The organism is Roseococcus sp. GW821-FHT12F05 (genome assembly GCF_058806835.1).
Map to the genome: position 1 here is coordinate 1 of NZ_JBXAQB010000028.1, position 15,238 is coordinate 15,238.

The 15,238-nt window shown below is 69.7% G+C and carries 13 protein-coding genes; 7 read left to right on the forward strand and 6 right to left on the reverse strand.

The genetic code is table 11. The features are described 5' to 3' along the window. The first annotated feature begins 358 nt into the window (after window positions 1-358). From fdnG to fdhE, 4 genes are read left to right on the forward strand one after another with little or no spacing between them, the layout of a single operon-like run. On the forward strand, window positions 359-3,430 hold the full coding sequence (gene fdnG, locus AC1ROY_RS33330) for a formate dehydrogenase-N subunit alpha (RefSeq protein ID WP_493153266.1): 3,072 nt from the start codon (window positions 359-361) through the stop codon (window positions 3,428-3,430). A gap of 11 nt (window positions 3,431-3,441) precedes the next feature. Further along, window positions 3,442-4,353, forward strand: coding sequence for a formate dehydrogenase subunit beta (fdxH, locus tag AC1ROY_RS33335; protein ID WP_493153267.1), 912 nt, complete (start codon window positions 3,442-3,444; stop codon window positions 4,351-4,353). Continuing rightward, window positions 4,350-5,030 carry a formate dehydrogenase subunit gamma gene (locus AC1ROY_RS33340; protein WP_493153268.1) on the forward strand — a complete coding sequence of 227 codons (681 nt, stop codon included), beginning with the start codon at window positions 4,350-4,352 and terminating at the stop codon, window positions 5,028-5,030. The genes fdxH and AC1ROY_RS33340 overlap by 4 nt, the downstream gene beginning before the upstream one ends. After that, the gene (fdhE, locus tag AC1ROY_RS33345) at window positions 5,027-5,959 is read left to right on the forward strand and encodes a formate dehydrogenase accessory protein FdhE (protein ID WP_493153269.1); all 933 of its coding nucleotides are present in this window, start codon (window positions 5,027-5,029) and stop codon (window positions 5,957-5,959) included. The genes AC1ROY_RS33340 and fdhE overlap by 4 nt, the downstream gene beginning before the upstream one ends. Before the next feature lie 90 nt (window positions 5,960-6,049). Here fdhE and AC1ROY_RS33350 read toward each other — a convergent pair whose 3' ends face one another. The 5 genes from AC1ROY_RS33350 to AC1ROY_RS33370 all read right to left on the reverse strand — a co-directional run bounded on the left by AC1ROY_RS33350 (window position 6,050) and on the right by AC1ROY_RS33370 (window position 10,797). After that, on the reverse strand, window positions 6,050-6,886 hold the full coding sequence (locus tag AC1ROY_RS33350) for an alpha/beta fold hydrolase (protein ID WP_493153270.1): 837 nt from the start codon (window positions 6,884-6,886) through the stop codon (window positions 6,050-6,052). A gap of 88 nt (window positions 6,887-6,974) precedes the next feature. Next, window positions 6,975-7,448 carry a nuclear transport factor 2 family protein gene (locus tag AC1ROY_RS33355; RefSeq protein WP_493153271.1) on the reverse strand — a complete coding sequence of 158 codons (474 nt, stop codon included), beginning with the start codon at window positions 7,446-7,448 and terminating at the stop codon, window positions 6,975-6,977. A gap of 225 nt (window positions 7,449-7,673) precedes the next feature. Next, the gene (locus AC1ROY_RS33360; protein WP_493153272.1) at window positions 7,674-8,450 is read right to left on the reverse strand and encodes a sensor histidine kinase; all 777 of its coding nucleotides are present in this window, start codon (window positions 8,448-8,450) and stop codon (window positions 7,674-7,676) included. Window positions 8,451-8,528: 78 nt separating this feature from the next. Next, on the reverse strand, window positions 8,529-9,746 hold the full coding sequence (locus tag AC1ROY_RS33365; RefSeq protein WP_493153273.1) for an MFS transporter: 1,218 nt from the start codon (window positions 9,744-9,746) through the stop codon (window positions 8,529-8,531). Window positions 9,747-9,831: 85 nt separating this feature from the next. Then, window positions 9,832-10,797: a Bug family tripartite tricarboxylate transporter substrate binding protein gene (locus AC1ROY_RS33370; protein ID WP_493153274.1), complete on the reverse strand. Its 966-nt coding sequence runs from the start codon at window positions 10,795-10,797 to the stop codon at window positions 9,832-9,834. A gap of 143 nt (window positions 10,798-10,940) precedes the next feature. Here AC1ROY_RS33370 and AC1ROY_RS33375 point away from each other — a divergent pair, with 143 nt between their 5' ends. The 3 genes from AC1ROY_RS33375 to AC1ROY_RS33385 all read left to right on the forward strand — a co-directional run bounded on the left by AC1ROY_RS33375 (window position 10,941) and on the right by AC1ROY_RS33385 (window position 14,460). Next, window positions 10,941-12,038 carry a mandelate racemase/muconate lactonizing enzyme family protein gene (locus tag AC1ROY_RS33375; protein WP_493153275.1) on the forward strand — a complete coding sequence of 366 codons (1,098 nt, stop codon included), beginning with the start codon at window positions 10,941-10,943 and terminating at the stop codon, window positions 12,036-12,038. A gap of 170 nt (window positions 12,039-12,208) precedes the next feature. Continuing rightward, window positions 12,209-13,528, forward strand: a complete 1,320-nt coding sequence (locus AC1ROY_RS33380; RefSeq protein WP_493153276.1) for a replication protein RepA — start codon at window positions 12,209-12,211, stop codon at window positions 13,526-13,528. A 74-nt stretch (window positions 13,529-13,602) separates the two neighbouring features. After that, on the forward strand, window positions 13,603-14,460 hold the full coding sequence (locus AC1ROY_RS33385) for an alpha/beta fold hydrolase (protein WP_493153277.1): 858 nt from the start codon (window positions 13,603-13,605) through the stop codon (window positions 14,458-14,460). A 24-nt stretch (window positions 14,461-14,484) separates the two neighbouring features. Here AC1ROY_RS33385 and AC1ROY_RS33390 read toward each other — a convergent pair. Further along, window positions 14,485-15,238 (reverse strand): alpha/beta fold hydrolase (locus AC1ROY_RS33390; protein ID WP_493153278.1); only part of this gene is annotated, 754 nt, incomplete at its 5' end.

Sequence of the window (15,238 nt, forward strand, 5' to 3'; positions counted from 1 at the left end):
GGCGTCACCCTCACACCAGGCATGCCCGTCGAAGCCCATATCAGCCTCGGACAGAGAACCTTCTGGAACTACCTCGCGCAACCCATCCGGGACTCCTTCAACAGAGCCTTCAAAGAAAACTAAACGCTACCTCAACAGCCAGGGCATCCCCGGCTGCCCGGACCGGCCCGTGGTTTCTAACAAAACATAACGGGCGCTTTCCGCAGCACAGGCATACAGGACCGAGGGTGCGCCATCGCCCAGGATGGCTCGGTCTTGCAGCCAGGGACGCTTGTCTGTTCGCAAATCGGAACAATCTCCGTCCGGCCGATCAGGCCGGGATGCGGGCGTCCCCGCCGCCGTTCACAGGAGTGTGATGATGAACCTGACTCGCCGAGGTCTCATAAAACTCACGGGAACGGGACTGGCGGCCTCCAGCCTGGGCGCCCTGGGCTTCGGCTATGCCGGGGAGGCGATGGCCGCGGCGGTCCGGCCGTTCAAGCTGGCCGCGACGACCGAGACCCGCAACACCTGCACCTACTGCTCGGTCGCCTGCGGCATCCTCATCTTCAGCATCGGCGACCGCGCGAAGAACGCCCGGTCCAACATCATCCACATCGAGGGCGACCCGGACCATCCGGTCAATCGCGGGACACTGTGTCCGAAGGGCTCCGCCCTGCTCGACATCGTCCACGCGCCGACCCGCCTCAAGGCCCCGCGATACCGGGCGCCCGGCACCAACGAGTTCCGCGAGGTGTCCTGGGACTTCGCGCTCGACCGCATCGCGCGGCTGATGAAGGACGATCGCGACAAGAACTTCATCGCCCGAAACCGCGCCGGCACCACGGTCAACCGATGGACCAGCACGGGCATGCTGGCGGCCTCCGCCTCCTCCTCCGAGACGGCCTACCTGACCTGGAAGGTGGCGCGGTCGCTCGGCATGGTGGTCTTCGACAACCAGGCGCGCGTCTGACACGGACCGACGGTGGCCAGTCTGGCCCCATCATTCGGTCGCGGTGCCATGACGAACACCTGGCAGGACGTGAAGAACGCCAATGTGATCGTCTCCATGGGCGGCAATGCCGCCGAGGCGCATCCCTGCGGCTTCAAATGGGTCATCGAGGCAAAGATCGAGAATGCCGCCAGGCTGGTGGTGGTCGATCCGCGCTTCACGCGCACCGCCTCGGTCGCCGACACCTACGCGCCGATCCGCCCGGGCACGGACATCGCCTTCCTCAGCGGCGTCATCCGCTACCTCCTGGAGAAGGACGCGATCCAGCACGAATACGTGCGGGCCTACACCAATGCCGGCCTGATCGTGCAGGAGGAGTTCGGCTTCGTGGACGGGCTCTTCACCGGCTACGACGCGGAAAGCCGCAGCTACGACAAGTCCAGCTGGGACTACGAGCTCGACGAGCAGGGCTTCGCCAGGTCGGACGACACCTGGCAGCACCCGCGCTGCGTCATCAACCTGCTGCGCCGTCACGTCGACCGCTACACGCCCGAGATGGTGTCGCGCATCTGTGGCACGCCGGTGGACAAGTACCTGGAGGTCTGCGCGCTGATCGCCTCCACGGCGGCGCCGGACAAGGCGATGACCTGCCTCTTCGCCCTCGGCTGGACGCAGCATTCGACGGGCTCGCAGAACATCCGCACCATGGCGATGGTCCAGCTGCTGCTCGGCAACATCGGCGTGGCCGGTGGCGGCATGAACGCGCTGCGCGGCCATTCGAACATCCAGGGGCTGACGGATCTCGGCCTGCTCTCGAACCAGATGCCGGGCTACCTCGACATCCCGGCCGAGCAGGAGGACACCTTCGACAAATACATGCAGCCGCGGCTGTTCCAGCCCCTGCGCCCGGGCCAGGTCAGCTACTGGCAGAACTACCGGAAATTCTTCGTCAGCCTCCAGAAGGCGATCTACGGTGAGGCCGCGCGCGCCGACAACAACTGGGCCTATGACTGGCTGCCGAAGCTCGACGTGCCCATGTACGACATCATCCGCGCCTTCGAGATGATGGAGAAGGGCGAGATGACCGGCTACATCTGCCAGGGCTTCAACCCGCTCCAGGCCTTCCCGGACCGCGGCAAGATCCGCCGCGCGCTCGGCAAGCTGAAGTTCCTGGTCACGATGGATCCGCTGGACACCGAGACCTCGCGCTTCTGGGAGGATTTCGGGCCGCAGAATCCCTCCGCGCCGGCCGGCATCCAGACCGAGGTCTTCCAGCTGCCGACGACCTGCTTCGCCGAGGAGAACGGCTCGCTCGTCAACTCCGCCCGCTGGCTGCAGTGGCACTGGAAGGCCGCCGAGGGGCCGGGCCAGGCGCAGTCCGACATCTGGATCATGAGCGGCCTCTTCCACCGCCTGCGCGAGCTCTACCGCCGGGAGGGCGGGGCCTTCCCCGATCCGCTGCTGAACCTGACCTGGAACTACGTCGATCCGACCGCTCCCGATCCGGAGGAGCTGGCCAAGGACATGAACGGCCGCGCGCTGGCCGACCTCAAGGATGCGACGGGGGCGGTATCGGTGCATGCCGGCCAGCTGCTCGACGGCTTCGCCCAGCTGCGGGACGACGGCACGACGGCCTCCGGCTGCTGGATCTTCTCGGGCTGCTACACCGAGAAGGGCAACCAGATGGCGCGGCGCGACGCGACCGATCCGCGCGAGCAGGGCATCGCGCCGAACTGGGCCTGGGCCTGGCCGGCGAACCGGCGCATCCTCTACAACCGCGCCAGCGCCGATCCGCAGGGAAAGGCCTGGAACCCGCGAAAGCCGGTCATCGAATGGGACGGCGCCCGCTGGGTGGGGATCGACGTTCCCGACTACACGCCCACGACGAAGCCCGCCGATTCCGTCGGCCCCTTCATCATGAACGCCGAGGGCCTCGGCCGCCTCTTCGCCCGCCGCCTGATGGTGGAGGGGCCCTTCCCCGAGCATTACGAGCCCTTCGAATCGCCCTCCGACAACGTCCTGCATCCGCGGGTCCGCTCCAATCCGGCGGCGCGCGTCTTCGCCGACGACAGGGCCGCCTTCGGCACCGTGTCCGAATTCCCCTATGCCGCGACCACCTACCGGCTGACCGAGCATTTCCACTTCTGGACCAAGCATGCCCTGATCAATGCCATCCTCCAGCCGGAGGAGTTCATCGAGATCGGCGAGGTCCTGGCCCGGGAGAAGGGCATCGCGCAGGGCAGCTGGGTGCGCGTCTCCTCGAAGCGCGGCTTCATCGTCTGCAAGGCCTATGTCACCAAGCGCATCCGGCCCCTGACGGTCGACGGGAGGCCCACGCATGTCATCGGCGTGCCGCTGCACTGGGGCTTCACCGGCCAGGCGCGCAAGGGTTTCGGCGCCAACACGCTGACCCCTTCGGTCGGCGACGCCAACACGCAGACGCCGGAGTTCAAGGCGTTCCTGGTCAATGTCGAGAAGGCCGCCGGCCCCGCCGTCTGAAGGAGAAGTCGATGTCTGGCCTCCAATCCCAGGACTACATCCGCCGCTCGGCCTCGACCATGACGCCGCCCTCGGCCCGCAGCTTCGAGCAGCAGGTCGCGAAGCTCATCGACGTGACCCGCTGCATCGGCTGCAAGGCCTGCCAGTCGGCCTGCATGGAGTGGAACAACCTTCGGCCCGAGGTCGGCCACTTCGAAGGCTCCTACGAGAATCCGATGGACCTCGCCCCCACCGTCTGGACCCTGATGCGGTTCAACGAATGGGAGGACGACAAGGGCAACCTGGAATGGCTGATCCGCAAGGACGGCTGCATGCATTGCGAGGATCCCGGCTGCCTGAAGGCCTGCCCGGCGCCGGGCGCGATCGTGCAATACGCCAACGGCATCGTGGACTTCATCAGCGATGCCTGCATCGGCTGCGGCTACTGCGTGAAGGGCTGCCCCTTCGACATCCCCCGCATCAGCCAGACCGACCACAAATCCTACAAGTGCACGCTGTGCTCGGATCGCGTCAGCGTCGGCCTCGAGCCGGCCTGCGTGAAGGCCTGCCCGACCGGCGCGATCATGTTCGGCACGAAGAGCGACATGATCGACTGGGCCGGGGAGCGGATCACCGACCTCAAGTCCCGCGGCTTCGAGAATGCCGGGCTCTACGACCCGCCGGGAGTGAGCGGCACGCATGTGATGTACGTGCTGCACCATGCGGACAAGCCGGGGATCTATTCGGGCCTGCCCGAGAACCCGCGCATCAGCCTCCTCGTCGAGCTCTGGAAGGGCATCATCAAGCCGATCGCGCTGGCGGGCCTCGCCTTCACCGCCGTCGCCGGCTTCCTCCACTGGATCACGGCCGGGCCGAACGAGGTGCAGCCGGAGGACGAGGACGAGGCGCAGCGCCTGCAGCGCGCGGCGGATGGGCCGCGATGACCTATCCGAAGGGAACCATCATCCGCTACTCGGCGGCGAGCCGGATCAACCACTGGATCACGGCCGGATGCTTCGTGCTCCTGGTGCTGTCGGGGCTCGCGATGTTCGACCCGATCCTGTTCTTCCTGTCGGGCCTGTTCGGCGGCGGCGAGTCGATGCGGGCCGTCCATCCCTGGCTCGGCGTGGCGCTGATGCTCAGCTACGCCGGCCTCATCATCCAGTTCTGGCGCGACGAGATGTGGACCCGCGACGACCTGGCCTGGAGCAAGGCCATCCCCCGCGTGATCCGCAACGAGGAGGAGGGCGTGCCCGAGGTGGGGCGCTTCAATGCCGGCCAGAAGTTCGTGTTCTGGGCGATGGCGCTCCTGGTGCCGGTGCTGTTCCTCAGCGGCCTGGTCATCTGGGAGATCTACTTCTCCACCTACACCACGATCGAGCAGCAGCGGGTCGCCGTGCTGATCCACAGCCTCGCCGCCATCGCGGCGATCATCGTGTGGATCATCCACGTCTATTCGGGCATCTGGATCGCGGGCGCCATGCGCGCGATGATGCACGGCCACGTGACGCCGGGCTGGGCCTACCGGCATCACCGCAAATGGTTCCGGCGCCTGGTCGAGACCGGGTCGCGCGGCCCGGTGCCGCATCCCGATGCGCCGCCCGCAAGGAAGAATCCGTGAGACAGGGCGAGGTCGCATCGCAGGGCAAATGGACGGGAAGCGCCACGGGCGGCGTCAAGGCACCGGAGGCGCTGATCCTGCCCGATCCCCGCCGGCGGTTCTCCGGCACGGCCGCCAGGCTGGAGGCCCTGGCCGGCGGCCATCCGATGGAGGACTGGCTGCGCTTCATGGCGGGGCTTGCTCACGCCCAGCATGCGGCGGCCGCTGCGCTGCCGCCGCTCCGCGGTCCTGGACCATCGGCCATTGAGCAGGCGGTCGAGGCCCGCATGCCGCCGCTCGCCGCGGACGGGCATCGCAGGGATCCCGCGTGGCGCGACGGGCTTGCCGCGCTGCTCGATCATTTTGCCGATGGCCCGATGCCGCCGCAGGCGCAGGCGGCCATCGCCCGGCTGCGCGCGCGAGATGCCGGCGCGATCGAGGGCCTGGCCGACCGCTTCCTCCACGGCGATGTCGAGCCGGCCGATGCGGGGCCCGCCCTGTATGTCGCGGCCGCGCTCCAGGTCTATTTCACCCGCATGGCCGCGGGCCTGTCCGCCGAGGCCCTCCGGCTGCTGCCGCAGCGCGGCTTGTGCCCCTGCTGCGGGTCGACGCCCATCGCGGGCTTCGTCACCGCGACGGGACAGACGCCGGGCGCGCGCTATCTCTACTGCTCGCTCTGCGCGACGGCGTGGAATCACGTCCGGGCGAAGTGCATCACCTGCGGCGAGGCGCGCGCGGTTTCCCTGGAGGGGATCGAAGGCGATGCCGGCATCGTCAAGGCCGAGACCTGCGGCGACTGCCGCACCTACGCGAAGATGATCTACGCGGCGAAGGACATGAAGGCCGATCCCTTCGCGGACGACCTCGCCTCCCTGGGGCTGGACCTGCTGGTGGCCGAGGCAGGCTGGGCGCGGCATGCGCCGAACCCTCTGCTGCTCGTCGGCGGATAGGCTGCACCAGACATGATGGCCGGCTCCCGGGCCACGGCGCCGCAGGAAGGCGCCGTGGCGTGGCGGCGGAACGCCGCGCGGGCCGGCCCGTCAGCCCTTGATGAAGGCCAGCAGGTCCGGGTTGATCACGTCGGCATGGGTGGTCAGCATGCCGTGCGGATAGCCGGGGTAGATCTTCAGCGTGCCGTGCTTCAGCAGCTTGATCTGGAGCAGGCTGGCATCGGCGTAGGGGACGATCTGGTCGTCGTCGCCCTGTGTCACCAGGGTGGGGACCTCGATCGTCTTGAGGTCCTCGGTCTGGTCGGTCTCCGAGAAGGCCTTGATGCCCTCGTAATGCGCCTTGGCGCTGCCCATCATGCCCTGGCGCCACCAGTTGTCGATCACGCCCTGCGAGACCTTCGCCCCCGGGCGGTTGAAGCCATAGAACGGGCCCGAGGCGAGATCGATGTAGAACTGGGCGCGGTTGGCGGCGAGCGCGCTGCGGAGGCCGTCGAAGACCTCGACCGGCGTGCCGCCCGGATTGCCCGCGGTCTTGATCATCAGCGGGGGAACGGAGCTGACGAGTACGGCCTTGGCGACGCGGCCCTGCGGCTGGCCGTGGCGGGCGACATAGCGCGCCACCTGGCCGCCGCCGGTGGAATGGCCGATGTGGATGGCGTTCCTCAGGTCGAGGTGCTCGGCCACGGCCGAGGCGTCGGCCGCGTAGTGATCCATATCGTGGCCGTCGCTCACCTGGCTGGAGCGCCCGTGGCCGCGCCGGTCGCTGGCGACGACGCGGAAGCCCTTGCCGAGGAAGTAGAGCATCTGGGTGTCCCAGTCGTCGGCGCTCAGGGGCCAGCCATGGTGGAAGAAGATCGGCTGCGCGTCCTTCGGCCCCCAGTCCTTGTAGAAGATGTCGACGCCGTCCTTGGTGGTGATGATGCTCATCTGCTCGTTCCTTCTGCGTTGAGCCGTGGTTGGCGGAATGGACCTGAATCTCCTGCCGCGGCCGTCGAGGCCGGCAGGAAGGCGGATGTCAGAGGCCGAGGTCCGAAAGCCCCGGATGGTCGGCGGGACGAGGCCCCGAGCGGTCCCAATGAAACTTGCGCTCGCTCTCGCCGATCGGCAGGTCGTTGATGCAGGCGTAGCGCCGCCGCATGAGCCCGTTGCTCTCGAACTCCCAGTTCTCGTTCCCGTAGGAGCGGAACCAGTTCCCGGAATCGTCGTGCCACTCATAGGCGAAGCGCACGGCGATCCGGTTCTCGGTGAAGGCCCAGAGCTCCTTGATCAGCCGGTAGTCGAGCTCCTTGACCCATTTCCGGGTCAGGAAGGCGACGATCTCGGCCCGGCCGTGGATGAACTCCGCCCGGTTCCGCCAGTAGCTGTCCGGCGTGTAGACGAGCGACACCCGCTCCGGATTGCAGGAGTTCCAGCCGTCTTCGGCGCCGCGGACCTTCTGTATCGCGGATTCCCGCGTGAAGGGCGGGAAGGGTGGGCGGCTTTCGGCCATGCTGGCTACTCCCTGGAATGGCCGCCGTCGGCGGCGTGTCTGCTGCGCATGGGCAGCGTCTGTTCGGCCTTCGCCCCGCCGCGGATGCATCCGCGGCAGAGGGTGTCCGGCCTGGCGAAGCGCGACGCAGCCCCGGGCGGAGGCCCACGTCGCTGATGTCGAGGGGGACCATGCCGCCCCCGGCTCCACGGTCATAGATCGCTTGTGCCGCTCCAGAATCCGCCTTCAGGCGGCCGCCGGAACCGTCGGCAGGACGACGTGGAATGCCGCCCCGGGCCCCTCGTTGCGCGAGGCCCAGATCGACCCGCCATGCGATCCCGCGATGGCCCGGCACAGCGACAGCCCGACCCCCATGCCACCAGCCTTGGTGCTGAAGAACGACTGAAAGGGCCGCTCGAGGTCGTCCCCGTCGATGCCGACGCCGTTGTCCTCCACCGTCACGAAGATGCCTCCGGCATCATGCGGCCGCGACAGCACGCGCAGCTCGCGCGCCCGCTCCCGCACCGGCGCCATCGCGTCGAGGCCGTTGCGCAGCAGGTTGACGATCATCTGCTTCAGCAATCTCCGGTCCCCCAGCACGCGCGGCGCCGTCGGCGGGAGGTCGATGCGCAGCAGCCGCACCTCGTTCCGGGCGAGCTCCGGCCCGAGCTCCGTCACGCCCGCCGCGATCACCTCGTTGAGGTCGAGCGCCACCAGTTCCAGCGTTCCGCTTCCGGAGAGGGCGCGCATGCCCCGCAGGATCTCGCCGGCCCGGAAGGCGTTCCGGATGATTCCGTCGAGATTCGCGCGGATCTCGTCGCGCGGGAGGTCGACGCCGTTCAGCCATCGCAGGCCGGCCTGCCCGTGCAGCGCGATCGCGGCGATGGGCTGCGCCAGCTCGTGGGCGATCGCGGCGGCCCAGCCGTCGGCCCGCGCCGGCCGCGCGCCGGGCGGATCACCGGCCGAACCGTCCCGGCTTCGCTGGGCGGGCTGATGGTCTCTGGCGATCCTGCGGGTGCCCATCTCGATCTCCGGCCCATTCGTCGAGCCGAAGATCGTCCGCGTCCCTTCCCGAAGCGAGTATAGATTCGCAAAGAATCCTTAGAAGATGTCTGCCCGACGGGCGCCCGGCGACGGCGGTCGTATCAGCAGGACGCCGACGAACAGGGCGGGCAGGCCGCAGAGCAGGAAGCCCAGGCCATGGCTGCCCGTGAGGTGCAGCAGCGCCGAATAGGCCAGCGGCAGGAGCAGGCCGCCGATCTGACCGAAGGAGAGCACCCCGCCGGTCGCCATCCCGCGCATCCCCGGCGGGGCCAGCCGCGCCGCCTCCGCGAGAAGGACCCCATGCCAGGACATGGCGGTAGCGCTCAGGCACGAGGCCACGAAGCCGACGAGCAGCACGGGCCAGAGCGGGCCGTAGAAGCCGGTGATCAGCGTGCTGGCCGCCATGCCGAGCGCCAGCGCCCCCAGCATGACCCGCGGCGAGACCGAGGTGCTGCCGAGCCAGCCCCAGAGGATGCGGCAGGGCACGGCGACGAACATGGCGACCGAGAACACGAGCCCCGCGAGGCCGAGCGTGTAGCCGAGCTCGACGAGGTAGATGATGAAGTAGGAGGTGAAGACGGTCTGCAGCCCGTTGAAGGCGAAGCACGCCATGGACAGGTTGCGCAGTTCGATCGTGGCCAGCACCGAGGTGAAGGTCGTGCGGAAATCCGAGAAGTGGAACCTCCGGCTCGGCACGCGGTCGGAATCGAACTCCCGCCGCGAGCCCTGGAGCAGGACGGCAAAGAGGACGCAGCCGATCGCGCCGAGGTTGAGCGTGACACTCCAGCTCGTCCATTGCGTGAGCGCCGGCCCTGCGAGGCCGGCCAGCAGCAGCCCCGCCGGCACCGCGGTCTGCTTCACCGAGAAGACCAGCGGCGCGTATCGGGGCGGCGCGTACCGCCCGAGCAGATGAGAGCTCGCCGGCGTCGAGATCGCCGCGCCGCCGCCGCCGATGACGGCGGAGAAGGCCAGCAGCGCGACCACGCCCGTGGAGGCGGCGGCCAGCCCCCCCGCCAGCAGCAGCAGCGCGACCTGGCTCATCCGCAGCGCGCCGTAGCGGATGATGAAGCTGCCGCAGCCCAGCTGGAACATGAGGGCGGAGAGCGCGACCAGGCTCACATAGACGCCGACCCAGGCGGCTTCCAGCCGCAGATCGGTCAGGATGGCGGGCGCGATGACCGTGGGCAGGCTGCGGCCCAGGGAGGCGAAGGTCTGCTGCACGAACATCGCGCCGAGGGCGAGAAGCAGAAGATTGATCTCGCGGCCCCAGCGCATCCGTGTTCCTTCCCCCGTCCGGACCAGCATCCTCCGGAAAATCGGGGGCCGGCATAGCCCCCGGGCACCCCAAATCGCCGGATCGTCAGTCGATGGTGATGCGCGCGGCGCGCACGACGCCGGTCCATTTCGCGATCTCGGCGCGCAGATAGGCGGCGAGCTCGTCGGGGCTCATGGGCAGGGTCTCGAGGCCGAGCTCCGTGAAGCGGGCCTGGATCTGCGGCAGGGCCTCGCGTGTGGCCGCGTCCAGCCGCTCGATGACGGCGCGGGGCGTGCCGGCCGGCACGAAGAGCCCGGTCCAGACGCCCATCTCGAAGCCCGGCACGGTCTCGGCCACCGCGGGCAGCTCCGGCAGGCTCGCCAGCCGCTGCGCCGAGGTCACCCCGAGCCCCTTGAGGCGCCCCTCCCGCACATGCGGCAGCGACGACGGCAGGGTGTCGAACATCAGGTCCACCTGCCCGGCCACGAGGGCGGAGGCGGCCGGCGCCGTGCTGCGGAAGGGCACGTGCAGCAGGTCCACCCCCGCCAGCGACTTGAAGAGCTCGCCGGCCAGGTGGCTGGAGGTGCCGTTGCCGCCGGAGGCGAAGGTCAGCACGCCCGGCCGCGCCTTGGCACGCGCGATCAGCGCGGCCACGTCGGCGATTCCGGTCGAGGGATGGGCCACGAGGATGTTGGGGCTCGTCGCGACGCCGGAGACCGGGGCGAAATCCGCCACGGGATCGTAGGGCAGCGTGCGGTAGAGGCCGACATTCATCGCCTGCGTGCTGATCGTCCCCATCAGCACCGTAGTGCCGTCGGGCGCGCTGCGGGCCGCGGCCTCGGTGCCGATGATGCCGCCGGCGCCGGCCCGGTTGTCGACGGTGACGGGCTGGCCGAGCGAGGCGGTGAGCCGCTCCGACAGCACGCGCGCCGCGATGTCCGTGAAGCCGCCGGGCGCGAAGGCGACGATCATGCGGATGGGCCGCGTGGGCCAGGCCTGCGCCCGTGCGGCCCGCGGGCCCAGCAGGGTCGCGGCCGCCGTCGCGGACAACACTTCGCGGCGCTGGATCATGATGGCGTTTCTCTCCTCCGGTCCTGGAAGGAACACATCATCCGGCGATCCTGACAAGCCGGCGCCGGAAGGCATGCCGAGGGGTTGCGGGCCCTCCCGCAGGCGAGCAGGCTTGGCGAAACTCTTCCGGGAGGAACCCAGCATTGGCCGACCTGACGATCCGCGAGGTCCGCGTGACCTTGCTGCGCATGCCCTGGGCCGAGGACCCCTGGCTCGCCGGCCATGCGCTCGGCGATCACAGGGATCTCGTGGTGGTGGAGGTCGTCACCGCCTCCGGCCTGACCGGCATGGGCTACCTGCACCTGCTGAACCTGCCCCTGCAGCGGACCATCGCCGCCTGCATCGAGGAGGCGATGACGCCGCGCCTCCTCGGCCGGGACGCGACCGCGGTCGAGGCGATCTGGCGCGACCTGTGGCGCACGACGCTGACGGGCGGGCGCGGCGGCGTCGCGATGATGGCGCAGTCGGCGATCGACATCGCGCTCTGGGACGTGGTCGGCAAGGCCGCCGGCCTGCCGCTGCACCGGCTCTGGGGCCATTACCGCTCGGAGATTCCCATCTACGGCAGCGGCTGCTTCCGCGGCGCGCTCGGCGACGGGATGATCGCCAAGGCGAAGCACTACCTCTCGCAGGGCTTCCGGGCGATCAAGATGCAGGTCGCTCATATCGGCGACCTGCGCACGGATCTCGACAACGTCCGCCGCATGCGGGAGGCGGTCGGTCCTGATATCGACATCATGATCGACGTGAACATGGGCTGGAGCGCCGATGTCGCGATCCAGATGGGCCGTAAGTTCGAGGAATACGACATCTACTGGCTGGAGGAGCCGGTCCTGCCGGACGACCACGCCGGCTACCTGCGCTGCGCCGAGATGCTCGACATGCGCGTCGTCGGCGGCGAATCGCATTTCGGCCGCGCCGACCTCAAGCCCTTCCTGGAGAATCCCCGCCTGCCCATCCTCCAGCCGGACCCCATGCGCGGCGGGCTGACGGAGCTCCGCAAGATCGCCACCGTGGCCGAGACCTGGGGCATGACCATCGCGCCGCATCTCTTCCCGGAGCTGAACGTCCACCTGCTCGCCAGCATCCCCAACGGCATCTGGGCCGAGCAGATGGGGCTGCTGGACGATGCCTTCGTGTCCCTCCCGAAGATCGCGAACGGGATCATCACGGCGCCGGAGACGCCGGGGCACGGGCTGGCGTTCAAGCCGGAGGTCCTGAAGGATTTCCGGCTGAAATAGGACGGCGGCCCATTGGGGCCGCATCGGATCGACCGTCCGTCCGGATGTTTGGTCTTCCCACGCCCGTCATTCGCGGCTACGTGCCAGGGAGCGCAGCGATCTCCGCGCTGGGCACGTCTGCGCGATCGGCTATGCGCGCAATTCTCGTCACAACCTGAACTTCGGTCCTCATGAGCCTGAATCGCGCTCCCGCCGGCGCTCTGCCCCACTCCCATAACGACCTGCCGGACGACGCCGTCCTTTGGCTGCACGCCGCCTTCTGCGAGCTCGGGCTCCCGCTGCGAGTCGCGCGCGGAAACTGGCATCGCGACATCGGCACCGCCGCCGTGCGGATCGAGCCGCCTTCCGGCGAGCATGCCGTGCCCAGCGGCCGGATGGCCCGGCTGTGCCTCATGCACATCTGCGACGCGGCCGTCCGCGCCGACGCCGTGACGATCGACCTCGGGGAAAGCGCGGCCCCGGCCGCGGACAGGCTGGGGGCTTCCAGCAAGGCCCTGGATTTCATCGAGCATATGCATCGCCTGCTGGCGGCGAAGGTCTCGGTGTCCCTGGCCGATGGGAACGAGATTCCCGTCTTCGACGCCAGGAGCCGGTCGCGCGGCGAGAGCTCCGAATGGCGGCAGAGCGTCCGCCTCGGCAGCAAGTTCGTCGCGAGCCTCGCCCAGCACGCCGTCGCCCTGGACCTGCGCATCGTGCGGCAGCTCTCGGACTCGCCGATGGCACTGGACGCCTATGCCTGGATCCGCCTCTCGCTGAGCGACGGCCGGGCGGACGGCGCGCTGCCCGTCTCCTGGGACGAGCTGCTGAAGCGCTTCGGCCCGCCTTCCCAGGGCGCCGAGGCCTTCCGGGCCGCCTTCGAGACCGCCCTGCGGATGGTCTTCGACGCCGACCAGTCGATCGCGCTGGCCGTCGACGACGAAGGAGTCCGCGTGCGCCGAGCGGATCCCGAAGAGGAGCAGACGGCCGTCGAGCCGTCGCCGCCATCGACGGAAGTGCCGGAAGCACCGCAGGTCGTCGCCGAGACGCGGCAGCCCCGGCGCCGCGCCGCTCCGCCGCCGGAGCCCGCTCCGGTCGAGGCTAACGAGCCCACCCCGCCGCTCCCCTCCGACCCGCCGGCCGCAGCCGCAGCCCAGGCGGAGCCGGCCCCCATTCCTGCCGCCGACCGGATCACGCAGGACAGCATCTGCCTGGCCCGCCAGGCGACCGGCCTGCCGCTGGGGCTGTGGCTCCGGCGCGGCCATGGCGAGGACCGGGTGCTGATCGGCGTGACCCCCGGGACGCGGCTGGAGCCCGACCGGCTGACGGTCCTGGCCGTGGAGCCGATGGTCCTGCAGGTCAGCGGCGGCCTCTACCAGGCGGATTTCGACCGCGTCTCCGCCTGGATCATGGCCAATCGCGACCTGATCGACGACTTCTGGGAAGGCCGCATCGCCTCCTACGACGAGATCAACCGGCGCCTGCGCAAGGCCCCCGCTCCGGGCTGGAGATAGCGCGGCAGGCGCTCCCTTGAGCCGCTGCCCAAGGGGTGCTCTCGTCCCCGTCGGAATGTGACGGGGGAAAACGCATGATCGAGGATCGCAGGATCGAGATCGGGCCGGGCCTGGTGTTCGACGTCTCCGTGGCCGGCGCGGCGGATGCGCCGCTCGTGCTCATGCTGCACGGCTTCGCCGTCTCCCGGCACCTCTACGACGCGCAGCTGCCGGCCCTGGCCGAGGCCGGCTACCTCGCCGTGGCCCCGAACCAGCGCGGCTACTCCGCAGGCGCCCGCCCCGACCCTTCGCAGCATGCGCGATACGACATGCAGCTGCTGATCGAGGACGCGCTCGCCATCGCCGACGCCCTGGGGCGCGCAGACCGGCGCTTCCACCTCGTCGGGCACGATTGGGGCGGCAGCCTCTCCTGGGACATCGCCTTCCACCATCCGGAGCGGCTGGCCTCGCTGACCATGCTGTCGCGGCCGCATCCCGGCGCCTTCGCCCGCGCGCTGCGCGACGACCCGGAGCAGCCGCTCCGCTCGCGCCACCACAAGGCCTTCCAGGATCCGGGCGCGGCCGCCACCGTGCTGGCCGACGACGCCGCCTGGCTGCGGACGCGTCACGCCGCCAACGGCATCCCGCCGGACGCGACGGAGAAGCATCTCGCCGTCATCGGCAATCCCGCCGCCATGGAGGCCGCGCTGGCCTGGTATCGCGCGCGCGGCGCGGTGCACCGGCCCATCGGCGCCGTCGCCGTGCCCACGCTGTTCATCTGGGGCGACGCCGACGACACCGTCGGCCGCATGGCCGCCGAGGGCACCGTGGACTTCGTGGCGGCGCCCTATCGCTTCGAGATCCTGCCCGGCGTCGGCCACTACGCGCCGGACCAGGTGCCGGCACGCGTCTCGGAGCTGCTGCTGGAGCATCTGCGGCAGCATCCGGCCTGACGCGGGACGACCTGCCGGCCGCGCTCAGACGCGCCCGGTGGCCTTCAGGATCAGGTCGGTGATCTCCCGGGGATGCGAGATCATCGACAGGTGGCTCGACCGCAGCTCGATCGTCGTGGCGCCCATGCGGGCCGCCATGAAGCGCTCCAGATCGGGGTTGATCGTCCGGTCCTCCGTCGAGACCGCGTAGAAGCTGGGCTTGGAGCGCCAGGCGGCGTTCTGCGTCCGGCCGGCCAGCAGCGCGCGGTGGAAGGGCTGCTGCACCGCATAGAGGACCTTGGCGCGGGCCTCGGGCACGTCGCCCGCGAAGTCCCGCAGGAAGGCCTCCTCCGTGAGCCTTCCCTCGTCGCCGTCGAAGACGATGCCGGCCGAGGCGGGCGGGGTCGGGTAGCGCTGGGCCAGCGCGGTGTAGTCCTCGCCCGCATCGGGGGCGCGCGCCGCCACGTAGACCAGGGCCGAGACATTGGGCGCGATGCCCGCCTCGGTCACGATCATGCCCGAGAAGGAATGGCCCACCAGCACCGTCGGCCCGTCCTGCCGGGCCAGCACGCGCCGGGCCGAGGCCACCGCCTCGTCCAGCGTCGTCAGCGGGTTCTGCACGGAGGTCACGTTGAGCCCGAGCGGCTGCAGCCGCGCGATGACCTCGGACCAGCAGGAGCCGTCCGCGAAGAGCCCATGGACCATCACGACGTTCCGGGCCTGGGGGACGGCCTGGGCGCGCGCCGCGGCCGGCATCAGCGCGGCCGCGGCGCCGGCCGCCAGGGTGGAGGCGAAGAGA